Here is a 25914-nt window from a genome sequence, read left to right on the forward strand (position 1 = left end):
GGGGGCTAAGGAATGATTGCGTGAATTGCTCTGAACGCTCGGGTGCGGTCCCTGCCTCTACATCGTCGCAAACTCTGCGCGTTGACTTCTACCTTGACCTGATATGCCCCTGGTGCTGGATCGGGTTGCGTAATCTGCGTTCAGCATGGGCAAGCTTTCGACAGCAGCATCCCGGATTGGCGCTGGAGACGATATGGCATGCCAATGCTCTGCTGCCGCAGATTCCTGCGCAAGGCATTCCGTACCAGGCATTCTATGAGGCACGGCTCGGCGGCCAACGGGCTGTGGCGATGCGCCGCGCACAGATCTGCGCTGTGGCTGAATCGGTCGACTTATCATTGAACTTCGAGAGCATTGAGACCTTTCCGAATTCGGCGCTGGCATGTGCCTTGGTCAATGCGGCCCAGTCCAATTTGGTGCCGGAGGCCATGTACCAGTTGGTAGAGTCCATCTATCGCGCATTCTTCTCTCAAGGGCAAGACATCGGTTCAACGCAGACCCTGCAGGCCCTGGCTCAAGCGTCTGGGTTCAACTGGGATGCCAGGGCATCCTCCGCGCCCCAGTCCTCAATGGGGGCCGAGCATACAGGAGGGGTTCCTCATCTCGTCTTCAATGCACAGTGGCCGGTTACTGGCGCGGTTCCAGCAAGCGAGTTGGTTCGCATCATGAAGCAAGCCGTGGTGGCCAAGCGTTTGAACAGCGAGTGCGAATCCAATGCCTGATCCCGAATGGATTCTGGTCGGGCCTGCGGAGTCACTGGCTCCAGGCGCACGCAAATTGGTCTTCTTGCAAGACGGTCAATCGGCAATCGTGTTCAACCTTGGCGGCCAGTTCTTTGCCATGGAAAACAGTTGCCCGCATGCGGGAGCTTCCATGGCGGGAGGCTCGTGTGTTGAGCACGTCATCAGTTGCCCTTCACACGGCTTGCGATTTGACATTCGCAACGGCCAGTGCATTTCGTCTTCGAGCTTGCGTATCCGCACCTATGAGGTCGTTGCGGCGGACAAGCAACTCTGGCTACGTACGCCAGAACTCAATCAATGAGATTTCCCTAAAGCAGGCGGACATTAACCTGCGTCAAGAGAAGGAATGAAGATGACCAATGGGTTCGATACGGAGTTCTTCGCCGAGCGCTTCGGCCTGCGCGGCCTGACGGCAATCGTCACCGGCGCTGGCTCGGGACTTGGGCGGCAAGCGGCAAGGACGCTGGCAGCAACCGGCGCGCATATCGCCCTGCTGGGCAGGCGCCCGGAGCCTCTGCAGGAAACTGCGAATCTGATCGCACAAGCCGGCGGTACAGCGCGGGCTTTTCCCGTCGATGTCGCCGATCAGGAAGGCGTGCGCCTTGCCTTGGATGACATCCTGCAATGCATGCCGCCGCTATGGGCACTTGTGAACAATGCGGGCATCGGCGGGCGCGCGGCGCTGCTCGATGTGGACGAGACGATGTTCGACCGGGTATTCGACGTGAACACGAAGGCCGCGTTGCTGATGTCCACCGCCTTCGCACGCCGGCTCATCGACCGGCAACTGCCAGGCCGCATCATCAATATATGCTCTCTCGCCGCCCTGACGCACCCGCGGCACCTCGGCATCTACGGCGCCAGCAAGGCCGCGCTGGCGCATCTGACCCGCACGATGGCGCATGAATGGGCGAGCCACGGTATCAACGTCAACGCCATCAATCCCGGCTACATCGAGACTGACATCAACCGCGCCATGTTCCAGAGCCCCGCAGGCAGGAAGATCGTTGAGGGCCTGCCTCGCCAGCGCCTCGGCACGCCCGAGGCGCTCGATGGTGCGCTGCTGATGCTTGCTTCGCCGGCCGGCTCATTCATGAGTGGCTCGACGCTGGTCGTGGATGATGGGCAGCGCTTCAGCATGGGCTAAGTCCAGCCTCTCCTGCCATTTCGTGGCGCTGCAACCGAAACGGTCGCTGAACCCATCTGGAGAAGGCGCTGAGCGAGGCCAAGCCCGGCAGCGCCGCGGCTTCGCTCGGTGGCCGCTCCTGATTCTCGATTTGGCGGCATGCGAGCTCTGCGCGGCCGCCGCCTTGTCCGGTGCTCCTGCGTCAGCCTATTGTCATAAAAAGGCAAGTTCAAGGCGTGCAAGGTAAAGCGGGAAGCGGCGCCAGGCCAGATGATTCACTCGTCGCGAAGGACACTCTGACATCACCGGTTAAAGGAGATGCTCGCCTGCGCACCGCCGTGGCGAAGATGGCGCTGTAAATAGGGTTCCAAAGCTCTCTCATCTAGTTCGACATACTCAATATTCACATTTCAACTTGGATATCCATCATCATGAACTTCCTTGACGGCCACCTGTACCCCGAGAACCAGCAGCCCCTGATCATCACGGCCGCTCCCTATGCGCCGGGCTGGATTCCCTCCGACTTCCCGGAAGATATCCCTGTCACGATGGAGGAGCAGATCCAGAAGGCGGTGGATTGTTACGAAGCCGGTGCCACCGTGCTGCACCTGCATGTGCGCGAACCCGATGGCAGGGGCAGCAAGCGCCTTTCCATGTTCAATGAGCTGATCGCCGGGGTGCGCAAGGCCGTGCCCGAGATGGTCATCCAGGTGGGTGGCTCGATCAGCTTTGCGCCCGAGGACGATGGCTCGGCGGCCAAATGGCTCTCCGACGACACGCGGCATATGCTGGCCGAACTCGATCCGAAGCCCGACCAGGTGACGGTGACTGTCAACACCACGCAGATGAATGTGACAGAGCATGCTGGCCTGGATGACTTCAAAGGGGTTTCGCGGGGATTCCCGCACCTCTATTCAACCTACAAGGACATGATCGTGCCCTCGAACCCCAGCTGGGTCGAGGAGCACATCCGACGCCTGACAGCCGCTGGAATCCAAAGTGAGTTTCAGTGCTACAACATCAACAGCTTTGAAACGATTGAACGCATGATTCGCCGCGGCGTCTACAAGGGGCCACTGGTGATGAACTGGGTGGCTATCAGCGGCGGCATGGATCAAGCAAACATCTACAACCTGGCCAATTTCCTGCGTGCAGCGCCCGACGGCGCGGTGATCACTGTGGAGAGTTCGGTGCTCAATGTGCTGCCCGTGAATATGATCGGCATTGCCTTGGGCCTGCATGTGCGGTGCGGCATCGAGGATGTACTCTGGAACCAGACCCGCACGGGAAAGGCCACCTCTGTCGAGCAGATCAAGCAACTGGTGCGTATCGCCGGCGAATTTGGTCGCCCCATCGCGACGGCGAAACAGGCACGAGAGATCATGCAGATCGGGGTCTTCTACGACACGGCGGAAGAGACGCTCCAGGCCAATGGCTTCGCACCCAATCGCAACGGTGGCAACCAGGGATTCCTGCGCAAGCCGGCCTAAGGCCTCTGGGGGAGTTGACATCATATGCCGTATGAGTCGCCCGGCATTTCCTGGGGGGGCGGACTAAGGCTGAAGGTGCAGTTTCCCCCATCGATCGGACGGCTTTGATATTCATCTAGCCTATTTGATACAGAACAGGAGACAACATGGCGAAAGTCGTTAAATTCTACGAAACGGGCGGCCCCGAGGTCCTTCGTTTTGAAGACGCTGAGGTTGGCGAACCTGGACCGGGAGAGGTCCGCGTTCGCCACGTGGCCGTGGGCCTGAATTTTGCCGACACCTACTTCCGCGGTGGCACCTACCAGGTTCCGCTGCCCAGCGGCCTCGGCAACGAGGCGGCCGGCGTGGTCGAGGCAGTCGGTGCCGGTGTGACCCAGCTGGCGGTCGGCGACCGTGTGACCTACACGGGCTTTGTCAACACGCTGGGCGCCTACAGCACTGAGCGATTGATTTCTGCCGCACTCCTGATCAAGCTGCCGGATGCCATCAGTTGCGAAGCCGCGGCGGCCATGACCATGCGGGGCTTGTCCGCCTCCTACCTGGTGCGCAGGATCTACCCCTTCGTGGCGGGCGAGGCCGTGCTGCTGCATGCCGCGGCAGGTGGTGTTGGCCTGATCGTTTCGCAATGGGCCAAATTGCTCGGGCTGACGGTGATCGGCACGGTGTCGACCGATGCCAAGGCTGAGGTCGCGCGCGCTCACGGCTGTGATCACACGATCAACTACAGCCATGAGGATGTCGCCAAGCGCGTGCGGGAACTGACGGGCGGAGTGGGGGTGTCCGTGGTCTTCGACAGCGTCGGCAAGGCCACCTTCATGTCCTCGCTGGATTCACTCAAGCGCCGCGGCCTGATGGTCTGCGTTGGTACCGCCTCCGGCACAATTCCGCCATTCGATCCGCAAATCCTGGCCCGCAAGGGCTCGCTCTACCTGACCCGCCCGGGCCTGGCCGACTACATCGCCGATCCGGCCGAAAAGGCGGAGCTGGTCGACGAGCTATTTGGCCACGTGGCAGCAGGGCGCATCCGCATCGAGATCAATCAGCGCTATGCCTTGGAGGACGCCGTGCAGGCACATCGGGACCTGGAGGCTCGAAAGACCACGGGCTCGTCCATTTTCGTGATTTGAGGGTTTCCCCGCCTGGGGAACTCGAGCCGTCAGGCTGCCTTGGCCTGCAGAACGTGATCTAGTGATCTAGTGAGCTGGCAGTTGGGTCAGGGTGTTCAGGACCCGCTGCCGGTAGCGCTCCTCGTTGTACGCGATGTCGGGATCCGCATATTCCACGCCGTAGCGCAGTGCGTCGCACAAGAGAGCCGCCATCTCGCGAACGGTGGCGGCAGCGGTGTTGGTGATTGCCTCGGCGTCGCCCACGATGTGAATCCCGCCACCACCCAGAATGCAGGCACGGTTTCCGCTCATCCGCCTGCGACCTCCCCCCTTCCGATCCGAATGACTCCGCCTGGCTTGAGCCTGCCGGTTTGGGCACGCATGCTTATGCCCGGGCACATGACGCCATGCAGCCATGCATGGTCTGCATTGCTGCATGGCCACGAGGACCATGCGTTTGGCGATGCGGGCTACATGGAAGTGGGGAAACGCGACACAAACCGGTCGGCTTTGTGGCCCTGGACGATGACGGTATTGTTCACGTCTGCGATGGTCTTCGCGCCAAGCATGGCCATGTTTCGATCGACCTCATCGCGCAACAGCGTGATAGCGTGGCGTACGCCCTCGGCTCCCCCAACGGCTGCAGCGTAAATAAAAGGTCGCCCCAGGAAGACAAAGCGGGCTCCTAGCGCCAACGCTTTCAGAACATCACCACCGCGCCGGATACCGCTGTCCATCATGACGGTTGTCTTGTGCGCGACTGCCTCACAAATCTCCGGCAATACAGCAAACGGTTCCACGGCACCGTCCAGTTGGCGCCCACCGTGATTCGAGACAATGATGCCGTCTGCGCCCAAGGCGACAGCGCGTTCGGCGTCGGACGTATGCAAAATGCCCTTTATGATCAGGTTGCCGCGCCATCTTTGCCGGATTCGCTCGATATCCGTCCAACTCAGGTGATCGCGCCCCGTCGTATCGCGAATGGCGGAGGCCGACAAGATCGGTGCGCCGCGAGACGCAAAGGAATTCTCAAAATGAGGCATCCCGCTCGAAATGAGCGTTCTGGCGAACGTCCCGGCCAGCCAATGCGGCCGAGATATCCCATCGAACGCCAAGCGCAGAGATGGTCGCAAAGGCAAGGAGAAGCCAGTACGGACGTTATTCTCCCGGTTGGCCCAAACGGGAATATCAACCGTGAGGACAAGCGTAGCGAACCCGGCCGCTTCAATCCGCTCAATCAGGGCGTCCCTGCGTGCGGCGTCACCCGGCAGGTATGCCTGAAACCAGGTGCCTGGCGCGGCTGCGTGAACGTCTTCCATCGGAATCAGGGACGTGCCGCTCATGATTGCCGGTATCCGCTCTTCCCACGCTGTTTGCGCGAGAACCACATCGCCGCGGTAAGCGGCAATCGCACTGATACCAACGGGCGCCACGCCAAAGGGAGACGCGTAACTTTGCCCAAAGATCTCAGTCGCCTGCGATCTTGCCGACACGTCGACAAGGACTTTGGGACGAAACTTGACCTCGTCGAATGCCGTCCTGTTCGCGGCAAGCGACTTTCCATCCTCCGCGGCGCCGGCAATATAGCCAAAGATCGGGCGCGGAAGCTCCCTCTTTGCCGCGACTTCAAAATCGGCCAGCGAGAGAATCGGTCGCAGTCGTCGATGAATTTGACTATTGGCTCCATATGCCGGCTTGGCGGGCATTCCAGCGCTCGCAACGGCCTGGCTATCTGCAAATTCTGTTTGATGTGTCATGTTGATTTGAAGCGTCTATCAGGCCCAACCGCTGTCACTATCAGCCACGCCGGATCACATTGATGATTAGGCGAACGTGCCTCGCTGGCGCATCAGCTCACGGAACAGCGCCGAATTCTTCTCGAACGGCGCACGGCCGTGGAGGTAGAAGTAGTTGTTCAGGACAACCAGGTCGCCGACGGGCAGTGAAACTTCCTTTGTTCCCGGCGAAGCTTCCATGGACGTCGACAGGTCGTTGAGAAATGCGGCCTCCTCGCGATTGCGAGGCTGTACAAACTGATCGATGAAGGACATCGACAGCCCAAACGCGTTCTGGAAGAAGAGCGGCCGTTCGACCCTATCGCTGACATTCTTGGACCCCGGCGCCTTGTAGAGGAAAGGCTGCGTCCCGAGGCGGTGACTGACAAACCGGTCACGCTCTTGCCAATCGTCCAGATGCAAGAATCGGGACTCGCCGCCACTTGCATTCTGTTCTGCGAATTTCATCATCAACAGCCAGTCCGTCGCTTCGGTAACGAAGGTGCCATCGGTGTGCATCGTGAAGAGTCGATAGGCCTGGCGCAGATAGGAGTCGCTATCGTCCGTGTGCTTGACCACGAAGCGAGCATAGTAAGTGCCCGACATTGCATCGTGGTTGCCGGGCCCCAAGAGGTGCCCAATCGCAGTGCCGAAGCGAACGAAATCGTCGGCGTCCGTCGTCAGTCCCTGGAGGCCTACCGTAAAGCCACCGTGCTGCCGGTCCTTCACAATGCTGTTGATGGTTGTCGCGAAGTCTTCGCCGACATGCTTCGCGAGTACATCCGCGAGCCCGTAGCGCATGAAGGGAACATACTCGAGATTCTGAACATCGATCTTGCGTACGTCATGCAAGAACCCAAGAAGGGCATTGCGCTCAACGGTCACATGCAGGAGGCGATGGTGAGCTGGGTGGGCAGAAAACTGGAAGCGGGACTCGTCATTGCTGGCAAGCACGGCAGCAGGAAGCGGGGCATTCATCGATGGTTCTCCGGGGTGTTGTATGGCGCTATTTCATCTGGATTCTTTGATATGATCCAGATAGGAGACAGTAATCTTTGTTCCGAAATTGAGATTAAAACGATGATTGACGTTCGCCAGTTGCAGAGCTTCCTTGCCGTGGCAGAAGAGCTTCACTTTGCGAAGGCGGCAGATCGCCTGGGTGTCGCACAATCAGGGCTTAGCACCCAGATCCAACGCCTTGAACAGGATTTGGGGGTCACGCTCTTGAACCGCAACAAAAGGAAGCCAGTGTCACTTACCGACGCGGGGCGCCTGTTCCATGCCGAGGCGGTCGCTGCGCTGCGGCACATTGAGCGAGCCGACCAGGTGGGACGCCTGGCTGCCCGAGGGCTGGCTGGCGTCATCCGGCTCGGCTATGTGGCATCTGGCGTAAGCAGCGGCCTTTTGTCCACGATGCTGAGCGAGTTCCGGAAGTCACACGAGATGGTCCGGATTGAAGTCGTGCCAATGGAAACGCCAAGGCAGCTCGAAGCGCTCAGCGATGGCCAGATTGATGTGGGAATTGTCAGGCCCAGACGACTCTATCCGGCTGGCGTGATCACGAAAGTCGTGCAGACTGAACGTCTACTGGCTGCAATGACAGGAAGCCATCCACTTGCAAGGCGAGGGACCGTTTCAGCGCGCGCGCTAGCAGATCAATCCTTCATCGTCCCGCAGTTTGCAGACGAGGAAGGATTCGGGGATGCGCTATCCGCCCTGGGCAAAGCCGGAGGGTTCACGCCTCATCTGGAATATCGCGTCCAGGATTTCATCTCCGCAATCTGCCTCGCGTCCGCGGGATACGGAGTGGCCATCGTGCCTGAGTCAATGCAGAATTTCTCCCAGCCAGGCATCTTCTACGCACAGATCGCCGACTTCAAGTTCTCAGTGCACCTGGCGCTAGCGTATAGGCGTCGGGAAATATCCCCCGCGGTACGAGCCTTTGTGCAACTTGGAACTGAGGCTCTCAATGGCCGTGCATCGTAGACTCGGCAGCGCGCTCAGCCGCGTCGCGCTTCCGCGACGTAGCACCATCTGCCAATGAGGAACACGGTGAAGGGCAGAATTGCCGCGAACGGTAGCCAGCGCAAGGCAACTTGAAGACCAACCGCATCCGCTACCATGCCGGTGATAAAGGGGCCTGCTGCGAGGCCCAGTATGTTGTTGAACAGCGTTAGCGTGGCAAATGCCGAGCCGTGAATGGCTGGCGGCGTGGCCCCGGCAATGATCGCGCTACATGTGCCGAACGAGCTGGCAAGGAAGAACACCCCGGGCGCAAGGAGCGCGAGTTGCAGATTGCCCTGTGGCAAACGGAACGCGATCGCCAGCAGAACGCCTAACACGAGGCAATAGCCAATGGCCATGTTCCACCTTTTGAGCGACGAACCCCCGCTGATCCGATCGGTCATCACACCGCATATGAGTTGGCCCAGGCCGCTGACAAGGACCAGGCCTGCCGCCAATGTGGCTGCTTCGCTGACAGGCATGCCCCAGTAGCGATTCAGGTAGCTGGGCAGCCACACGAACAGAGTGCCTTGAACGAAGATCTGCAGGGCGCAACCGAGGTAGGCACAAAAGACGGAACGGGACGGAAACAGGCCAGAGAAAAACGCGCGCGGTGTTAGTTTCACATGCCCGAGGACCGGAGTTCCGTTTGCATTGTCCGGTTGCGTACTCGCGAGTTTTTTCTCGGTGACCACGAAGTAATAAATGATCACCAGCACAAAACCAACGATCGCCATCAGACCCATTGACCATCGCCATCCAAAGTGCGTCGCAATGATCCCGGAAAGCGAAACACCGAGCACGGACCCAAAGGCAGCGGCAGACGTGAAGCCGCCGGCAATGGTAGACCGCATATGCCTTGGGAAGACGCTCACGAGCATAGCGAATCCGACACTTCCATAGGCAGCCTCGCCGACGCCAACGAACAAGCGCGCAACGAACATCTCGTGATAGGTGCTGGCAATGGCGCACCCGAGCGTGGCAACACTCCACACCGCCACCATCAGTGCAATGCTTTTGACGCGCCCCCAGCGGTCCGCGATGATGGAGAACGGGAGGGTCAGCACGCCGACCATCAACGGCACCACGCTGCTAATCGAACCGAGCTGTGTATCGGAAATCCGCCACTGCGCTTTCAATAGTGGAAACAAGGCATTGATCGCCTGCCGCGACATGTAGTCAGACAGTAACAAGCAAAACATCAATGCAAAGACCACCCACGCGTAGGGTCGGGCACCAGTGGTAGCCGCAGCCGGCCGAGCCGGCATCGCGTTACTCGTAGACATGTTCAATTTCTGTCTCCTTATGACTTCTTGCATCGGATCATCTAGCCTGGCGCTACTTCCCGCTTTACCTTGCACGCCTTGAACTTGGCTATTTATGACAGTCATCCGCAGGCGCAGGGGAGCCGTGGCCGGGGCCAGCCTGCACGCTCTGGAGATCTGAGCAGGGTTTTCCCCTTGCTTGCGCGAGTTGGTAATAACTTGTCGTGAATGGTCAAGCCGGTTGGCCCGGTGCGATCCGAGAATAGACGAACAAGCCTTTCTAAACACGCAAAGCACCGCAATCGAAATCAAAAGGGGTAGACATGAAGAAGCAGGCCAATCACTTGGGGTGGCGCGGTTGCGCCTTGGTAATCGGTGTTGGTGTCGCCGGGGGCATGTCCGTGGCCCAGGCCCAGGAGGCTTGGCCCAGCAAGCCGATCCGTCTGGTGGTGGCGGGGCCTGCCGGCGGCAGCGCCGACGCCTTGGCCCGGCTGCTGGCGCAAGGCCTGCAGCAAAAATTGAGCAAGCCCGTCATCGTAGAAAACAAGGCTGGTGCCGCCGGTGCGCTGGCGATCAGCGATTTGCAGTCCAACGGCAAGGATGGCTATACCTTCCTGGTTATCCAGGGCGGTGTCGTGAGCGAGGCGCCGTTGGCCTACAAGGTCCATTACAAGCCTTTTACGGACCTGAAGCCCCTGGCCCAGATCAGTCGCACGGGGCTGGTGCTGGTTGCCAACAAGGATGTGCCCATCTCCAACCTGAAGCAGTTGGTGGACTACGGCAAATCGCAGAAGGACGGTATCGTTTTCGCGTCCTATGCTACGGGATTGAAGGGCCACACCTCGGGCATCCTGCTCGGGCAGCTCACGCATGTACCAATGCGGCATGTGGGCTACAAAGGCTCGCCCCCGGCGTTGAACGACCTGATGGGTGGTCATGTGCCCCTGATGTTCGATGGGGTGACTACCTCGTTGCCGCTGATCAAAGCGGGAAAGATCAAGGCGATTGCCTTGAACTATCCGACCCGGATTGCCGAATTGCCGGATGTGCCGACTTTCAAGGAGCTCGGCTACCCGCAACTGGCGCAAGCAGGGTGGTTCGCAGTGTGGTCCCGCCCGGACGTCGCTCCGGCAATCCAGGAGAAAATCCGCGAGATAACACTGGCGTATTTCAATCAACCCGCGGTGCAGAACCACGTCAAGGACATGGGGATGGAGCAGGGGGGCGCCGCTACGTCGGAAGAGTTGATGGCGGACCTGAAGCAGGCATACCAGCAACAGGCCGCGCTGCTGAAGTCCATTAACTACCAGCCGGATTAATAAGCGATTATTCTGCGCAAGCTCGCCATTGCAGTCCGAATGGCCTTTGCGCAGTCGTTGGCCAGTGTATGCGGCATCGTCGATCTGGCTCGTCCGTCAGTTACGGATACGGATCGCGGTCGTCGAGTCTGGCTGATCGTTTATAGCGGGCGCCGCCATCTTCAAATCCCGCGGGCCCGCTCTTTTTTTCCCGGCCGGCGGCATTCCGCCGCCGGTTCGGTCACGAGAGTTCGCGAATGAACGCTTTGGCTTGCGGCCACTCGCCATAGCCTGAAGCGGGATTCAGATGCCCGACCTCGCCGAGTTCGACAAAGCGGCTGCCCCACGCCTTCGCCAGGCCACGGGCGCGATCGAGGCGCGTCAGGGGATCGTTGCTGCTCGCCGCAACGATGCTCGGAAACGGCAATGTGCCGCGAGGGATCGGCAGCCAGCCGTGGTCGCTCAGCGTGCCGAGCGTCGGATAGCCTGCCGGCATGGACGTTTCGAGGTCCGCGGGCGCCGCGAGCAGTGCGCCGAGGATCTCCCGTGTGGCGCCTCGGGCGGCCCAATGGGCGACCATCATAGCGCCTGCGCTGTGCGCCACGATGATCACCGGCCCCTCGATGGTGGCCAAAGCGCGATCGATCGCGTCGACGCGAGCAGCGCAACTCAGCTTGTCTTGCTCAAGCGGAGCGACGCTGACGACGCGAGGCAGCGTCGCCGCCAGCAGGGTTTGCCAGTGTTCCGGCACATGATCACGCAGGCCAGGGACGATGAGAACGGTCGGTGCCGTAGAGGTCATGTCGATCTTTCAGTAAGGCGCGTCACCGATGATGGCGGTACGCTCCATCTTTCGGTGGCACGGTGGATAATCCATCACTGCGTAGTGCTGGGTTGAACGGTTGTCCCAGAATGCAACGCTGTTCTTCTTCCAACGAAAACGCACTTGGTATTCGGGGATGTTGGCCTGGCTGACCAGGTAGCTAAGCAAATTGCCGGCACCCGGCGCCTTGTCCAGCCCGAAGCGCACGTTGGCCGGCACATTGAAATTTGTGAAGTGCGTCGTAAAGCTTCCATTGACGAACAGCACTTTCTCTCCGGTTTCGGGATGGATGCGCACAACCGGGTGTTCGGCGTCCGGGTACTGAGCCTTCAGCGCAAGACGCTTTTCGATCGGCATCGCGGCACCGAAGCTCGCCTCGATGCTGTGGCGCGCGCGCAATGAGGCGATCTTCGTCTTGATATCCTCGGGCAACTGGTTGTAAGCCTCGACCATGTTGACCCACATCGTGTCACCGCCTACAGGCGGGCATTCGACGCAGCGCAGCACGCAGCCCATCGGAGGCTTTTCGCGCCAGGTGGCATCGGTATGCCAGGAATTCTCGTTGCGTTCGGGGGGGCTGTCCGGGGTCTTATAGATCTGAACCAGTCCTGGGTAATCGGGATGGCTGCCTACCACTGGATGGTCCTCCAGCTCACCGAAGCGGCGCGCAAAGGCCACGTGCTGCGCGCGCGTGATGTCCTGGTCGCGGAAGAACACCACGCGATGTTTCAGGAGCAGCGCCCGAATCTCCGCCATCTGTTGGTCGTCCTCGGCAGCCGCGCCCAGGTTGACGTTGCTGAGTTCCGCACCGATCGTGCAAGTGATGGGCTCGACCCGGATCGAGTTGCCTAGAGAGGTTGCGCGGACCACTGCGGGTGCCGCCTTGAGGTGTTGAATCATGAGCGTGTCTCCGATTGTCGGTTTGGCCGATCGATCCTTGCGAGTCTGGATGTCGCGGGTATCTCCCGCTTGACAGTACATGACAGGCATTTATCATTCCATGTCAATGTCCTACTCAGTACTCTAATGTCGTCACTTGTCCGCGCCGCGGCCCTCACCAACTACAACGAGGTCGCCAGAGCCGCTGGACTGGACCCAGTGCGGATGCTCTTTGATGCGGGGTTGAGTCCGAGCGTACTGAGCGAGCCGGACATCATGATTCCCGTCGAACGTGTCGGACGGCTGCTTCAGGCGTCCGCAACCATGTCAGGCAACGAGAGTTTCGGGCTGTGCATGGCCGAGTCGCGCCTATTGTCCAATCTTGGGGCGGTAGGATTGCTGATCCGCGACCAGGCGACCCTGCGTGAGTCGCTTCACATGCTGGTGCGCTATCAAGCGTCGCTCAACAGTGCGCTGTCGCTGGCGATCGAGGAGTGCGATGGACTGGTCATTATTCGCGAGGTGGTAGTGGCTGGCAGCGCACATCAACCCACGCGTCAAAGGGTTGAGCTGGCGCTTGGTGTCATGGTGCGGTTGATACGTCAGCTCCACAAGCCCGACTGGGAGCCGCGGCGTGTTTGCTTTGAGCACCCCGCGCCGCGCGATCTGAGTATCCACCGGCGGTTTTTTGGCCCTTGCGTCGAATTCAACTATGACTTCAATTGCATTATCTGCGCAAAGGCCGATCTCGATGCACGCAACCCGTCCGCGGATCCGGCCATGGGGCGCTACGCGCAGCGGCTGATAGACGCGTCAGCCCTGTCGCAGCAGGCGACAATGCTTGAGGATGTGCGGCGCATGATCCTGCTGCTGTTGCCCAGCGGGCGCTGCAGCATCGAACAGGTTGCGGAGCATCTGGGCGTGGTGTGCCGCACGGTCCAGCGCCGGCTGGCGGAACACGGGCAGAGCTTCTCGTCGATCGTTAACGACGTTCGTACGGAACTCGCCATACGCCATGTCACCGAGAGCGATCGTCCGTTGACGGAGGTGGCGACCCTGCTCGGTTTTTCCGCGCCGAGCGGATTCTCGCGCTGGTATCACGTGCAATTTGGCTGCAGCCCCAAGGAGAGCAGGGCAGCGCGCGGCACATTGCGCCGACAGACGGCACCGACCTGAGCATAATCCCGGCAGAGCGCAAGCCGCGTCAGGCCATGTCTTGTATTGACGCTCTCTTTGCCGGGTTCCGCAGGGCTTCCGTCTGGCCAGCCGCGCGGCGCGTGGCGAATAGGCGTTCGAGCAACCTTCAGTGACCCCACAGCCTCTGCGGAACCCTCAGTGGAACCAGTGCGGGCTAGCGCTTATATTGTCGACAAAAATAAAATACCGTATCATGGGGACGGCACGCCTTTCCTGGAGCGCCATCGGAAAGCGCCGCGCATGCTTGGATGCCAGGGTGACAAGCTTCCATGTTCTGCGGGCCGTGCGCGCAGAACATGGGCGAGGGGAGATATCACAATGAAAGACGATCAGCCAGCCGGTAATGGCCCGTACCTCCATCGGATGGGCGGGGCGATCTGCATGGGATTCTGCTGGCTCGCCGAGCGGCTGTCCTATGCCACGGCAGCGATGCTGTTGACCGATCTGATTGCGTGGGAACATGACGGGTACGTCGTGCGCAAATACCTGAACATCGATGCGCTTCCCGGAGCCGACGAGTAGGCGCGGTATCGGAATACGCGAGCGACGGCGGGCGTCAAGCGCCTCCTTGCTGGCTCCGCTTCCCCTGTCTCTGCCCTGGCGTGCGGCCCCCTGTTTCTGCGGCGGCCCGATGTACCGGGGGCCCGTAGCGAGCCTGCAAGGACGTCGTCCTGCGCAGGCCCTTGTCGTTTTGGGAACGCGCGGCTGCCAGGATCAATGGTCCCGTTGGCTCTGGCAGTATCCGCAATCTGCCCGATTCGCCACGTAAGGTAAGATCTCGGGCGCTGCAAGCGGTGCAATGCCGACCAAGGGCAGCACCCGACCCGTTCCCCAATCATCGGAAGGACTTACCACTCATGGGCAGGCTCAAGACTACCAACACGCCGGAATTGCAGTCGCTGCTTGCACCGCAAACACCGCAGAATCCGGTCACGCTGGCTGTCGAGCAGGCGCTTATGCATGGACGCGACTGGTCGGCATCCGTAGCTGACCAGATTGCGGTACGGCTGGCGGGCCTGATTACGATCGACGTGATCCACGCAGGCCAGCGCTTGCTGGAGAAAGACATCAGCGAGGTCCTGGCGGTCAGCCGCGCTCCTGTGCGCGAGGCCTTGCGCATTCTGGAGCGGGAGCGCTTGATTGAGTTCCGTCCCCGGCGCGGCGCCATCGTCACCGAGCCCAATGCCCAGGACCTGCGGGATATCTACGTCGTGCGGGACGCGCTGTTCGAGATCCTGCTCAGGCAGTTGATGGAAGAGCGTGCGGACGCGCTGGAAGCGTTGTTCGAGCAATTCATTCCGCAGTTCAGCAAGGCCGCCGAGGAATCGGTAGACGCCTATATCAGCGTGACCTTCCTGGCAAACATGGCCATGGCAGATCTGTCCAGCAACCGGCTGGTAGGGGAGGTGCTGAACTCTATCTCGCTGCGGGTCCTGCGCTATGTGCGGCTGGGGCTCGCAGCCCATCCCGGCTCGCTGGAGAATTCCTTCAAGACCTGGCGTGCTCTGCAGCGCGCTGTAATCAAGCGGGACATCGAAGCGGTCTTGCAGACCGCGCACAAGCGCATCGGAAATTCCCGCGAAGCTGCCGTCCGTGCCCTGTCATCCGGCGTCCAGAAAGGCAAGGGCGGCGCTGCCGGCCGCAGCGCTGTGCCGGCGTAGGCCTTCCAAGCGCGCGCGGGCAAGACTGCCCGCCATCGCTCTCCAGTTATCCTCTCTATCAGCAGGCTGCCAGCGAAGATCGCGATATCTGCTCGCAAGTATGGCTCCCGCGAGGCTGCGGCTGTGCCAACGGGAGAAATCAGCGCGGGTTAGCAGAGTCTCAAGCGCCGCTGTGTGTTGAACGGGGCTTTACCCGAATCGAATTCCTCAGAACGGCACGGGCTCCTCGGCGCCGGCAAGACCGGCTGCTTATTCACCTGCTGCGCACGCGGGAGAACGAGCCAAAGCACCTGCCGATGCGCGCCACCTCAGGGCAATCTCCCAATGAATAAGCATAGCAGTGACCGCGGGGTCGCCTCAGAGCCGCGCGAAGGCCAACTGCGCGCGCTTGCGGCGTTCAACGCATTTCATTCAATGTTATTTATGTCGACAAGAAAGATTTCTGGCTGATATCATTGCCTGCACCCGAGGCCGGAATAGGGCATTGATCGGTAAGGAACGCTACTGAAGCGCGCTGGCTGTGATCGAACGTTTCATGATGCGGATCGAACAAGATGACCCGCGCGGAGATTCTCTGGTGGCGATGGCCGGCCTATGGACAGCCGGGCTGGACACGAACGCTTCGTTCGCTGTGATCGCGGCAGCGAATGTGACGTTCGATCTAGTGGATCTAGTACGCGACCCCACTCCCATAGCGTTGCCGTAGTCGCGGTGCCACGGGTCAACGAGGACGCCAGGGGCGCAGAAATAAACCAAAGGAGAAGAGACAATGGGATCATTCAGCAAGCGGAGCACGTTTCATGGTGCACTCATCGCTGCGGGCGCAATCTGCACCGGCGGCGCATACGCAGAGAGCAGCGTGACGCTTTATGGCGTGGCGGATATGAACGTCGAATTTGCTAGCCATGTTGGCGCGGTGCCCAGTGCAGCCAACAAGTTCAATGCGGGCCCGTCAAACAATGTCTACCGAATGGACTCTGGCGGCCTGTCTGGATCGCGTTGGGGCTTGCGTGGCGTGGAAGATCTCGGCAACGGGCTGAATTCCATTTTTGTCTTGGAGAGCGGCTTTAACCTGGATGCCGGCACGTCGCAGCAGGGCGGCCGCCTGTTCGGTCGCCAAGCCTATGTGGGCATGCAAAGCTCGCAGTTTGGCCAACTGACTTTTGGCCGTCAGTACACGTCGATGTTCGAAGGCCTCGCAAACTTTGTACCCGCAGCTTTTGCCACGCAGTATGAGCCGATCGTGATGCTGACAGGCGCGAACTTCCGCGAGGACAACACCATCAAGTACACAGGTCGGTTCGGCCCGGTCACCGCACTGGCACACTGGTCCTTCGGTACCGGCCTGGCGTTGCCGACGACGGTGGCCAATGGCCCGCTTCTAGGCGGCAACGGTGAAGTCCCTGGCCAGTTCCGTCGCGATACCGCCTATGGTGCGGCTTTGACCTACATTGCCGGCCCTGTCGGCGTGGCTGTTGCTTACGACCAGTTCAATCCCACCGTTTCGAACCCCTTGAATGCTGCTGTCCTCGGGAGTGGAAGCTTCAAGAAGGCGACGATCGCGGGAAGCTATGCGTTTGGCCAGGCAAAGATCATGGGCGGCTACCGCTGGGGCCAGAACAGGGACCAGAATGGCAGCCTGCTTGAACGCGACGACCTCTACTGGATCGGCGCCAACTACCAGGTGACGCCGGCGCTTGGCCTGACGCTCGAATACAACTATGACCACGTCAAACGCTTTTTCGCGAACACGTCGACCCCGAACCCATGGCAAGTTGCTTTCATCGCCGACTACGCCCTCTCCAAGCGGACTGATGTCTACTTGACCACGGCATATGCAAAGAACGCGGGCCTGGGACTGGATTCCGCGATGATCGCCTACGCGAACAGCCTTTCCCTTGGCAATAGCTACACGCTTGCCAGCGGCCAAAGCAATATGCTCGGTGTCGCCGCAGGCATTCGCCACAAGTTCTGAGAGCCTGTTTGAAAATTCGCTGCAGATGTGTTCTGAAGGTGGGATGTCGAAAGAAGAACATCGAGAGCGGCAAGCAAGCACGGTGGGCAAGACGAAACGATGCCCAAGCGATCTGGCAGACGTGCAGCCCCGGCGTCTGCCAGATCAGCCCAGCGGGGTGTGCACACAGAGGAGACCGGAATCTCCCAATAACGTCCGGTCAGGCCAAGTTGAAGGGCAACTGCCGCTGGGGCTTGCCGGTGAGGCGCGCAATGGCGTTGGCAAACGCTGGTGCGAGCGGCGGCAGGCCCGGTTCGCCCATGCCGGTGGGTGGGTCGGCGCTGGGCACGATGTGGACATCGAATGCGGGGGTATCCGTGATGCGCGCCACGGTGAAGTCGCCGAAATTGCTTTGCTCGACGATGCCGTCCTTTAGCGTGATGGCCGAGCCTGCCATGCACATGGACAGAGCCATGACCGCCGCACCTTGCACCTGCGCCTCCACCGTCCGAGGATTCACTACCAGGTTGCAATGCACGCCAGCGGTAACGCGGTGCAGCACCGGACGGCCATCCCGCACCGCGGCCTCCACGACGTAAGCCACCACTGAGTCGAAGGACTCGTGAACAGCGACACCCCAGGCGCGGCCCGAAGGCAATTGCTTCTTGCCGTAGCCGCTCTTGTCCACCGCCAGTTGCAATGCGGCGCGGTGCCGCGGATTCTTGTCACCGAACAGGCCCATGCGGTACGCCACCGGATCCTGTTTGGTGGCGCGCGCAATCTCGTCCAGCAAGGTTTCCATGACGTATGCGGTATGGGTGGAACCCACGCTGCGCCACCACAGAACCGGTACGTTTAGCTTGGGGTGGTGAACAGTCAGGCGCATCGGTAGCGGGTAGGGAGCACGCATACCCTCCGTGGCCGTGGCGTCGATGCCGTTCTTTATCTGGAATTCCCCGAACACAGTCCCGGTCGTGATGGATTGACCAACGATGACGTGGTCCCAGGCCAGCACCTTGCCGCGCTCATCGAAGCCGATGCGCGCGCGGTGCAGGTGCATGGGGCGGTAGTAGCCGCCTTTTATGTCGTCCTCGCGGCTCCAGAGCGTGCGCACCGGCGCGTTCATGCCGGCGGCGCGAGCGGCCTTCGCGACCTCGCAGGCCTCGACCACATAGTCGCTGGTGCCCACGAAACGCCGGCCAAAGCCGCCCCCCGCCATTTGCACATGGATCTTCACCTGCTCGGGCTTGAGATCCAGCGCACGCGCGGCGGCGATACCGTCGAGACCCGGGCACTGGGTGCCGACCCACAGTTCGGCATGCCCGTCAGACAGTTGGACGGTGCAGTTCAGCGGCTCCATCGGTGCGTGGGCCAGGTAGGGGAACACGAACTCGGCTTCGAGCTGGTGCGCAGCGGTGGCCAGGGATGCCATGTCGGCGTCGAACTGGCGCGGCCCGGGACGACGGGCCAGGTCGCGGTACTGGGCCAGCAACCGTTCGCTGTCCACCTTTTCCACTGCGCCCGTATCCCACTGCAACTTCAGTGCGTCGCGCCCCTGCTTGGCAGGCCAGTAGCCGTCGGCCACCACCGCAATGCCTTCGCCGCCGCGGTCCAGCGGCACGCGCAGCACGGCCCTCACCCCTTTGACGGCGCGCGCGGCGCTATCGTCCATCGTGTTCAGCCGGGCGCCGAACACTGGCGGATGCGCCACCACAGCGGTGAGCTGACCAGGGAGATGCACGTCAATGCCGAAGTCCTGACGCCCACTGCTCTTGGCGCGCGCGTCGAGGCGTGTCGTGGGGCGCCCAATAATGCGGAAGTCCTGCGGGCTCTTGAGGGTGACGTTCTCGGGCACGGGCAGGGCCATGGCGGCCTCGGCCAGCTCGCCGTAGGTCAGCTTCCTGCTGCCCGGGCCCAGCACAGCCCCGGCCCGGGTACGCAGCGTCGACACGTCTATGTTCCAGCGTGCTGCCGCGGCAGAAAGCAACATCGCGCGGGCTCGCGCACCGAGTTCTCGGTACTGCGTGAAGCTGTTCTTGACCGAATGGGAGCCACCGGTAAGGTGAATGCCGAATAGCGGGTCGACGAAGGCCGCGTCGTTCGAGCCGTGCCGGCTACGCACCAGGTTCCAGTCGGCGTCCAGCTCCTCGGCGAGAATCATCGGCAACGCGGTCTGTACGCCTTGGCCGAACTCAAGCCGGTTGATGGTCACCATGACTTCGCCATTTGGGGAAATTTGCACGAAGGCCAAGGGCTGCTGCGTCGGCTTCAGGGCATTCGTAGCGTGGCCGTTTCCGGTAGCTTGTCCTATCGCCAGATGCGGGAAGGCACCGAGCGCCAGGCCGGCAGTGCCCGTCAGTTTCAGGAAGCTACGGCGCGACAGCCTGGCGGCGTTGTCGGCGTGGTCTCGCTCCAGCATATGCAGAAGGGCGCGCGGCATTTCGCTGTAGTCAAAATTGGGCAACATGGCGGCTCCTTCAGGCGACGGACTTGGCGGCATCGGCCACCGCGGCGCGGATGCGGGCGTAGGTGCCACATCGGCAGATATTGCCCGCCATGGCGGCATCGATCTCGGCGGCGGTTGGTTGCTTGCCGCGACGTAGCGATTTCAGAAAGGCGATAGCGCTCATGATCTGCCCGCTCTGGCAGTAACCGCACTGCGCCACGTCGTGCTTGACCCACGCCGCATGCACAGCGGTTCCGAGCCGGTCGCTGCCATCGGTGGCGGCCTCGATGGTGCCAATCTTCTTGCCCTCAGTGGCTGAGATCGGCGTGATGCACGAGCGGATGGCTTGCCCGTCCAGATGCACGGTGCAAGCGCCGCACAACGCGGCACCGCAGCCGAACTTCGTGCCGGTCATGCCAAGTGTGTCGCGTAGGGCCCATAGAATGGGCGTGCCGGGATCGGCGTCTACCGTGTGCTCACGGCCGTTGACGTTGAGTTTGCTCATGCTGGTTCGATTCTCCGTAGACTTTCATTCGCGCGAGCCTGCCGATCTCAGTTGGCCCAGTTCTGCAACCAGAAGGCGTAGGGTGTGGGCAGCACCGACGCCGCATTCTCGAGCTTGAGATCGCGCGCCGCATGGAAAGGCCAATGCGGATTCGCCAGCAGGGTACGCGCTAAGAAGACGAGGTCCAGTTGCCCCTCACGAACAAAGGTGTCGGCCTCTTGCGCGCTGGTGATCTGCCAGCTCGTTGCAACTGGCAGACTGGTTTGCGCGCGAATCCGTTGTGCGTAGGGCACCAAGAAATTGGGCCCCCATGGCACTTGTTCTTCCGAGATCGACAGGGCAAGTCCCGCGTCGACGAGATCCAGGCCGGCATCCTTGAGCCACTTCAGGACCTGAACGGAATCCGTGAGCGTTTCGTCTTCGCGGCCGTCAAATTCCACAACACCCAGGCGCGCAGTTAGCGGAAGGTTTTCCGGCCATACCTTCCTCACTGCGGCCACTGTCTCGATCAGAAAGCGGGCGCGATTCTCCAGCGAGCCGCCGTAGTGGTCGTCCCGCGCATTGGAGTGAGTGGACAGGAAGTTCTGCCCGAGAAAGCCATGGGCAAAATGAAGTTCCAGCCACTGGAATCCAGCCTGCAGGGCGCGGCGTGCGGCATCTACGAAGTGCTGCTGCGTGTCTTGGATGTCCTCAACGCGCATCTCGCGTGGCGTATGCGCACTGGCGGGCATGAAGGGCAACGCGCTTGGCGCCACCGGTTGCCAGGCTCGCGGGTCCTTCTCGTTCAGCGGCGCACCGCCCTCCCAGGGCGGAGTGCAGCCGGCTTTGCGACCGGCGTGGCCAATCTGGATACCCGCTACGGCGCCGCCGGCCTTGATGGCCTTGGCCGCAGATGCGAGGCCTGCAATGTGAGAATCTCCCCACAGGCCCACATCGCCAGGCGTGATCCGTCCCTCCGGCGACACGGCCGTGGCTTCAACGATGACGAGTCCAGCGCCGCCGCGGGCCAGCGTCGCATAGTGACTTTGGTGCCAGTCGTTGAGGTGCCCATCCTCAGCCATGTACTGGCACATGGGGGAGGCGACGATACGATTACGAAGGGTGACGCCCTTCAAGGTGTAGGGCGAGAAAAGGGACGGCATCTGGAAAGCTCCGGGTAAGCATCAACGGGAGCCAGTCTGAGGGATCAGGCGTCGAAACCGTTTGCCAGATTTGCGCCACTTTTTGCACAATCCGGCGAATAGCGCGCCATCAGGGTAGGTTGGCTTCAGCCCGGTGCTAGACTCCGAACAGCAAACCGAGGGCCGAAAAGGACGATGAACGCGAGCGACAGCAAGAGTATTCCCGTCAAGGCTGCGGGCATTGATGCCCTCGTGGAGGCAATCAGCCGGGTTGCCCAAAGCGATGGCGACTACTCCACTGCAATTTCAGGCTTGACTCTCCACCGCAGGAGCGCCGCCGCAGAACCCATGCCGTGCATCTACGGGTTCGGCCTGGGTGTTGTCGCTCAGGGCGGCAAGCAGGTCATGCTCGGTGATGACGTATTCAACTATGGTCCCGGGCAATCCATGTTGACCACTATCGACCTGCCGGTCGTGTCAAATGTGACCATAGCTACGCCGGCCGCTCCGTTTCTTGGCCTGATGCTGGCTATGGATCCGCGCGTCATCGTGCAACTGGCGGCCGAGATGGAATTGGCGCAGCCCCCGAAGGAGAGTTCGGACCGGGCAATTTCATTCAGTGACCTTGAGGCGCACGTTCTGGATGCGTTGATCCGCCTCGTTCGATTGCTCGATGAGCCAAAGCTGATACCCCAAGTCTCCTTGTTGATTCAACGGGAGATCGCCGTACGCCTGCTGGCGGGAGGCAATGGCCCGGCACTTCGAAAGCTGGTAGCGACAGGTTCACCGAGTCAACAGATCGCCAGGGCGGTGGCCTGGCTCAAGTTGAATTTCGCTCAGACTCTGCACGTCGACAAACTTGCGGCGACTGCGCACATGAGCCCATCTACGTTTCGGCAGCATTTTCGCGCCATCACTGGCACGAGCCCGCTCCAGTACCAGAAGCAATTGCGTCTCCAGCAAGCGCGTCAGCTAATGTTCAGCCAAAACCTCGACGCGGGAAGTGCAAGCCTGCAAGTTGGGTATGAAAGTGCATCACAGTTCAGTCGAGAATATGCACGCCTTTTCGGCGCGCCTCCATTGCGTGATATTCAGCGGCTGCGCATTGGGTGAAAAGCAAACACAGTCGTGTTGGCATGGGCGCCCATTTGGTAGGCCCACGAGCGATTGGAAAGTCGCTTTTCATGGCGCGTTGGCGAATGACCGTGCGGTCGTCTCTAAAGCTGGTCTTCGCTGCGGAGCAAATGACCGAGAATGGTTGCGCGGTTCGGTGCTCGCAATGGTTGGATCGGGCAACTGCAGTCGTCGCAGCCAAGAAGCCCCCCTGGGTTCACCAATAATGATTGCTGAAGCCGAAGCGAGAGGAGCTGGCGCGAGAGCCCGCTCTTCTCATCTGTCATTCACCCCTCAGAAGATATGCTTCACGCCAAACATGGCGCCGAGTTGATTGCGGCCCGGCGCCGGATTCGACCCCGTCGCCCCCGAACTGACCGACAAGGCCAGGCTCCCCCGGTTGTCGATGAAGCCAGCCGTTGCGTACACGGAGGTCCGCTTGGAGAACGCGTACGTTCCGCGCGCCGCGTATAGCCAGGCCTTATTGGCGCTGCTGTGGTAGCGCAGGTGGAAAACCTCACCGTCGACACTGAATGCTGGTGTCACGGCGTACGAGATGCCGCCGTACCAGAGATCGCTGAGGGGCGTGGAAGTACTGCCATTGTTGTCGCGCCGGATCCAGCCTCCGCCCAGCTTGGCCACGCCGATATTGGCGTAGCCGTTGACCGACAGGCGATCGTCTTTCAGCCCGCTGCTGGTAAGACCTGCGAACGCCCCTGGCGCGCCACGTAGCGAATCATAGGCCACGCCTGCGCCCCATGCTTTTGCATCGTACTTCAGCAGCGCCGACCACTCTCTGCAAGCGAGGTGATCGGCGGGATTCTCGCCGGCGCAGTTGGTGCCGGCCGGTCCTGGCCCAGCATTGGCGCCGTCTCGCCCGAAACTGTAGGTTGCGCCAAGTGTCACGCCTCCAAACGTGCCCTTGTATGAGACGGCGTTGTCCGCGCGAGCATTCGGCAGGTAGCTGTCCAGAGACGAGGAGCCGAACGTGTTCGGTCCCAGCATGTCGGCGTCGAGCGTCGACCAGAACAGCATGGTGTACTGCCGCCCAAGTGCTACTTGGCCCCACGGTCCGGTAAGGCCTACCCAAGCCTGGCGCCCAAACAGCCTGCCGCCCTGGTTCGACACACCTGAGTCTGGCGCAAAGCCTGATTCGAGCGCGAACGCGGCCTTAAGGCCGCTGCCGAGATCTTCGGTACCGCGCATGCCCCATCGCGAGGGCACCGTGCCGGACAGATTGTCCATGCGCGCCACGCTGCTGTTGCCTGCGCCTATGTGATTCACGTACTCGATGCCAGTGTCGACCACGCCGTATAGCGTCACATTTTGCGCTTTGACGGCGCAAGGCACTGCAAAGGCCACGCTGGCCGCCAGAATGCTGAATTTCATGTCTCCTCCATTCTTGTTCTAGTTGATTTAGGCACGCAGTGACCCAGGCCGGCGCGGTGGCCGACCAGTGTGTTACTGCGTCATTGGTTACTCAGAGAAGTGTCAAGCAGCGTGTTCGCGCTTGGCCGCGGCCTGCCGGCGAAGCAGGAGTGCGGCCAGGGCTGCGACTGCTGTTGGCGCGGCCATCCAGGCGACCATGGCCAGATAGCTCCACCCTTGTGACAGGAGGAACCCGCCAATCAAGGGCCCCAGCACCGTTCCGACGCGCCCCACGCCAAGAGCCCATCCCACCGCGGTAACGCGAATGCGCGTCGGATAGAGTTCCGTTACGACCCCGTTCATCAGGAGTTGTGAGCCGACCAGGCCGGCACCCGTCAGGAAGGTTGCGATCATGAGCAACTGGCTGTTGCCACCGCTTGCCGCGACGACGATGATTCCGAACACGGCGGCCGCGTAGGACGCGGCGATCAGTGACAAAGGGTGGAAACGACGAACGGACGCACTTAGCAGGGCGCCGCCCACTACCCCGCCCAGGTTCAGGAGCGCAGTGGTAACGATGGAAAGCGACACGCTCATCCCCCGTTGCTTGAGGAGCGTCGGAAGCCAGGCCGTCATCGTGAACACAACCAACAGCGTGCAGAAGTAGGCGAGCCAAACCAGAAGCGTGGTCCGGCGGTGGTCGCTCCGGAACAGCTCGGATACGCTTGGGGGAGTTACTACGCCGGAGGTCGGCTCTTGCGTGATGGTCTTTTGCGACATGGCGCCGAAGCTCGGAGACTCGGGGAGCCGCAGAAGCAGACCCAGGGCCACCAGCAGCGGTAATCCGCCACCCAGGTAGAAAACGACTTGCCAGCCAAACTTCCCGATCAGCGCGGCGCTGACGAAGCCGCCAACCACGGCCCCGAGCGGATAGCCCGAAAACATGATGGTCACCATACGCGCCCTGGCTGTGGGTGACGACACCTCCGAGGTCAGGGCAATCAGATTCGGCATGGCTCCGCCCAGCCCGATGCCGGTCAGGAAGCGCAGCACCAGCACCTGCTCGATGGAGCCGGCGTAGGCCGTCGCCAGGGCGAAGCCGCCAAATACGATAGTCGACCCAATGATCACGGGCCTTCGGCCAATCTTGTCGGCATAGGGTCCGACGAAGAGTGTGCCGACGGTCAGACCCAGCAAGCCAGCCGCGAACACCAGGCCGAAAGATGCCGCAGGAATGCGCCAGGCCTCTGCGAGCACGGGGGCGACATAGGCGATGGCCTGCGTATCAAATCCATCCAGCAGTGCAACGAGGGCGCACCAGAAGGCAACCTCACCGGGAACTGCGCGCGTGGCCACTCGCGTCCCCGCCAACGAAGTACTTGTACGGTCCATGGTTCTATCCAGGTAAAGGGCCGATGGCGGCATCAAGCCGGTTGCAGGCAGGCATAGTTGCCAGCGTGGAAGGCGAGGGGATTCGCATCGCAGTAGGTGTAGCGCTGCACGAGGCCGTAGAAGATCACGTGATCGCCCACGACCTGGTGGGAGATGCGCTTGCATTCGAACGTCGCCAGCGCTCCCTTGAGCGTGGGCAGGCTCCCGATTCCGCTATCGAATGCGTCCTCGATTTCCGTGAACTTGTCCATTTGGGGCCGGCAGAAGTGGCGGGAGATATCGATCTGATCGGCATGCAGCACGTTGATGCAGAAGTGTTCTGCGGTAATAAACGTGGCCAGGCTGCCAGCGCCCCGACGCAAGCTCCACAGGACGATGGGCGGCTCCAGCGAAACGGAGCTGAATGAATTCGCGGTCAGGCCCTCGCGCTTGCCGTCGGATCCCATGGTTGTGATCAGGCATACCCCGGTAGCAAAGCGCCCCAATGCGTTGCGCAGATCGCGCGGATCGAAGTCCGGCGCTGCTAGTTTGCCGTTCGGCAGATCGCCCGGCGAAGTGGCCCATGCACTTTCCCAGCTCATGATAGTCTCCTCAGAGTTTGTTCCCGAAACGGTGGTGCCGCTCAGGCTTACATGCATGTGCATGCTA

The 25914-nt window shown here is 61.1% G+C and carries 23 protein-coding genes and 1 pseudogene; 12 read left to right on the forward strand and 12 right to left on the reverse strand.

Annotation, left to right across the window (positions count from 1 at the left end; genetic code table 11):
• Positions 1 to 20 precede the first annotated feature (20 nt).
• The 5 genes from AC1RQC_RS13185 to AC1RQC_RS13205 all read left to right on the forward strand — a co-directional run bounded on the left by AC1RQC_RS13185 (position 21) and on the right by AC1RQC_RS13205 (position 4486).
• Positions 21 to 722 carry a DsbA family oxidoreductase gene (locus tag AC1RQC_RS13185; protein WP_492810702.1) on the forward strand — a complete coding sequence of 234 codons (702 nt, stop codon included), beginning with the start codon at positions 21 to 23 and terminating at the stop codon, positions 720 to 722.
• The gene (locus AC1RQC_RS13190; RefSeq protein ID WP_492828205.1) at positions 715 to 1044 is read left to right on the forward strand and encodes a Rieske (2Fe-2S) protein; all 330 of its coding nucleotides are present in this window, start codon (positions 715 to 717) and stop codon (positions 1042 to 1044) included. Before AC1RQC_RS13185 ends, AC1RQC_RS13190 begins: the two co-directional genes overlap by 8 nt.
• A 45-nt stretch (positions 1045 to 1089) precedes the next feature.
• On the forward strand, positions 1090 to 1890 hold the full coding sequence (locus tag AC1RQC_RS13195; RefSeq protein WP_492883616.1) for an SDR family NAD(P)-dependent oxidoreductase: 801 nt from the start codon (positions 1090 to 1092) through the stop codon (positions 1888 to 1890).
• A gap of 410 nt (positions 1891 to 2300) precedes the next feature.
• A complete protein-coding gene (locus AC1RQC_RS13200; protein WP_492373145.1) occupies positions 2301 to 3359 on the forward strand; it encodes a beta-keto acid cleavage family enzyme in 1059 nt (352 codons plus the stop codon).
• A 146-nt stretch (positions 3360 to 3505) separates the two neighbouring features.
• The gene (locus tag AC1RQC_RS13205; RefSeq protein WP_006156180.1) at positions 3506 to 4486 is read left to right on the forward strand and encodes a quinone oxidoreductase family protein; all 981 of its coding nucleotides are present in this window, start codon (positions 3506 to 3508) and stop codon (positions 4484 to 4486) included.
• A 66-nt stretch (positions 4487 to 4552) separates the two neighbouring features.
• Here AC1RQC_RS13205 and AC1RQC_RS13210 read toward each other — a convergent pair whose 3' ends face one another.
• The 3 genes and pseudogenes from AC1RQC_RS13210 to glaH all read right to left on the reverse strand — a co-directional run bounded on the left by AC1RQC_RS13210 (position 4553) and on the right by glaH (position 7194).
• Positions 4553 to 4777 carry a hypothetical protein gene (locus AC1RQC_RS13210; protein ID WP_492883618.1) on the reverse strand — a complete coding sequence of 75 codons (225 nt, stop codon included), beginning with the start codon at positions 4775 to 4777 and terminating at the stop codon, positions 4553 to 4555.
• A 212-nt stretch (positions 4778 to 4989) separates the two neighbouring features.
• Positions 4990 to 6171: pseudogene (locus tag AC1RQC_RS13215) on the reverse strand (alpha-hydroxy acid oxidase); the annotation flags it as partial.
• Between the two features lie 117 nt (positions 6172 to 6288).
• The gene (gene glaH, locus AC1RQC_RS13220) at positions 6289 to 7194 is read right to left on the reverse strand and encodes a glutarate dioxygenase GlaH (RefSeq protein WP_492883710.1); all 906 of its coding nucleotides are present in this window, start codon (positions 7192 to 7194) and stop codon (positions 6289 to 6291) included.
• Here glaH and AC1RQC_RS13225 point away from each other — a divergent pair.
• On the forward strand, positions 7087 to 8226 hold the full coding sequence (locus AC1RQC_RS13225) for a LysR family transcriptional regulator (protein ID WP_492828213.1): 1140 nt from the start codon (positions 7087 to 7089) through the stop codon (positions 8224 to 8226). The two genes, glaH and AC1RQC_RS13225, sit on opposite strands and share 108 nt — an antisense overlap.
• A gap of 14 nt (positions 8227 to 8240) precedes the next feature.
• On the opposite strand, the gene AC1RQC_RS13230 is transcribed toward AC1RQC_RS13225, so the two are convergent.
• Positions 8241 to 9530, reverse strand: coding sequence for an MFS transporter (locus AC1RQC_RS13230; protein WP_492883712.1), 1290 nt, complete (start codon positions 9528 to 9530; stop codon positions 8241 to 8243).
• A gap of 302 nt (positions 9531 to 9832) precedes the next feature.
• On the opposite strand from AC1RQC_RS13230, the gene AC1RQC_RS13235 reads away from it, so the two are divergent.
• Positions 9833 to 10828 carry a Bug family tripartite tricarboxylate transporter substrate binding protein gene (locus AC1RQC_RS13235; RefSeq protein WP_492883620.1) on the forward strand — a complete coding sequence of 332 codons (996 nt, stop codon included), beginning with the start codon at positions 9833 to 9835 and terminating at the stop codon, positions 10826 to 10828.
• Between the two features lie 220 nt (positions 10829 to 11048).
• Here the strand turns inward: AC1RQC_RS13235 and AC1RQC_RS13240 are convergent, their stop codons facing one another.
• Together AC1RQC_RS13240 and AC1RQC_RS13245 are read right to left on the reverse strand one after the other, a co-directional pair.
• Entirely contained in the window at positions 11049 to 11609 is a 561-nt protein-coding gene (locus tag AC1RQC_RS13240) for an RBBP9/YdeN family alpha/beta hydrolase (protein ID WP_492373140.1), read from the reverse strand.
• A gap of 9 nt (positions 11610 to 11618) precedes the next feature.
• On the reverse strand, positions 11619 to 12530 hold the full coding sequence (locus tag AC1RQC_RS13245) for a TauD/TfdA dioxygenase family protein (RefSeq protein ID WP_492373139.1): 912 nt from the start codon (positions 12528 to 12530) through the stop codon (positions 11619 to 11621).
• A gap of 126 nt (positions 12531 to 12656) precedes the next feature.
• Here AC1RQC_RS13245 and AC1RQC_RS13250 point away from each other — a divergent pair, with 126 nt between their 5' ends.
• The 4 genes from AC1RQC_RS13250 to AC1RQC_RS13265 all read left to right on the forward strand — a co-directional run bounded on the left by AC1RQC_RS13250 (position 12657) and on the right by AC1RQC_RS13265 (position 17342).
• Positions 12657 to 13685 (forward strand): AraC family transcriptional regulator, encoded by a 1029-nt coding sequence (locus AC1RQC_RS13250; RefSeq protein ID WP_492373138.1) that lies wholly within the window; start codon positions 12657 to 12659, stop codon positions 13683 to 13685.
• A gap of 339 nt (positions 13686 to 14024) precedes the next feature.
• On the forward strand, positions 14025 to 14228 hold the full coding sequence (locus AC1RQC_RS13255; RefSeq protein ID WP_492373137.1) for a hypothetical protein: 204 nt from the start codon (positions 14025 to 14027) through the stop codon (positions 14226 to 14228).
• 335 nt (positions 14229 to 14563) lie between these two features.
• The gene (locus AC1RQC_RS13260; protein ID WP_492373136.1) at positions 14564 to 15367 is read left to right on the forward strand and encodes a GntR family transcriptional regulator; all 804 of its coding nucleotides are present in this window, start codon (positions 14564 to 14566) and stop codon (positions 15365 to 15367) included.
• A 769-nt stretch (positions 15368 to 16136) separates the two neighbouring features.
• Positions 16137 to 17342 carry a porin gene (locus AC1RQC_RS13265; protein ID WP_492883622.1) on the forward strand — a complete coding sequence of 402 codons (1206 nt, stop codon included), beginning with the start codon at positions 16137 to 16139 and terminating at the stop codon, positions 17340 to 17342.
• A 199-nt stretch (positions 17343 to 17541) separates the two neighbouring features.
• Here the strand turns inward: AC1RQC_RS13265 and AC1RQC_RS13270 are convergent, their stop codons facing one another.
• The 3 genes from AC1RQC_RS13270 to AC1RQC_RS13280 are packed head-to-tail and all read right to left on the reverse strand — an operon-like array spanning position 17542 to position 21414.
• Positions 17542 to 19788: a xanthine dehydrogenase family protein molybdopterin-binding subunit gene (locus AC1RQC_RS13270; RefSeq protein ID WP_492883624.1), complete on the reverse strand. Its 2247-nt coding sequence runs from the start codon at positions 19786 to 19788 to the stop codon at positions 17542 to 17544.
• A 10-nt stretch (positions 19789 to 19798) separates the two neighbouring features.
• Positions 19799 to 20272: a (2Fe-2S)-binding protein gene (locus tag AC1RQC_RS13275; RefSeq protein WP_492883626.1), complete on the reverse strand. Its 474-nt coding sequence runs from the start codon at positions 20270 to 20272 to the stop codon at positions 19799 to 19801.
• 47 nt (positions 20273 to 20319) lie between these two features.
• Complete coding sequence (locus tag AC1RQC_RS13280) at positions 20320 to 21414, reverse strand: NADH:flavin oxidoreductase/NADH oxidase (protein ID WP_492883628.1); 1095 nt, start codon at positions 21412 to 21414, stop codon at positions 20320 to 20322.
• 174 nt (positions 21415 to 21588) lie between these two features.
• Here AC1RQC_RS13280 and AC1RQC_RS13285 point away from each other — a divergent pair, with 174 nt between their 5' ends.
• Positions 21589 to 22506, forward strand: a complete 918-nt coding sequence (locus AC1RQC_RS13285; protein WP_492373131.1) for an AraC family transcriptional regulator — start codon at positions 21589 to 21591, stop codon at positions 22504 to 22506.
• 294 nt (positions 22507 to 22800) lie between these two features.
• On the opposite strand, the gene AC1RQC_RS13290 is transcribed toward AC1RQC_RS13285, so the two are convergent.
• The 3 genes from AC1RQC_RS13290 to AC1RQC_RS13300 all read right to left on the reverse strand — a co-directional run bounded on the left by AC1RQC_RS13290 (position 22801) and on the right by AC1RQC_RS13300 (position 25910).
• On the reverse strand, positions 22801 to 23895 hold the full coding sequence (locus AC1RQC_RS13290; RefSeq protein ID WP_492883630.1) for a porin: 1095 nt from the start codon (positions 23893 to 23895) through the stop codon (positions 22801 to 22803).
• Positions 23896 to 23997: 102 nt separating this feature from the next.
• Positions 23998 to 25266 (reverse strand): MFS transporter, encoded by a 1269-nt coding sequence (locus AC1RQC_RS13295; protein WP_458766184.1) that lies wholly within the window; start codon positions 25264 to 25266, stop codon positions 23998 to 24000.
• A 32-nt stretch (positions 25267 to 25298) separates the two neighbouring features.
• On the reverse strand, positions 25299 to 25910 hold the full coding sequence (locus AC1RQC_RS13300) for a flavin reductase family protein (protein ID WP_458766182.1): 612 nt from the start codon (positions 25908 to 25910) through the stop codon (positions 25299 to 25301).
• Positions 25911 to 25914 lie beyond the last annotated feature (4 nt).

It is taken from the genome of Cupriavidus sp. GW822-FHT03E04, from assembly GCF_058801495.1.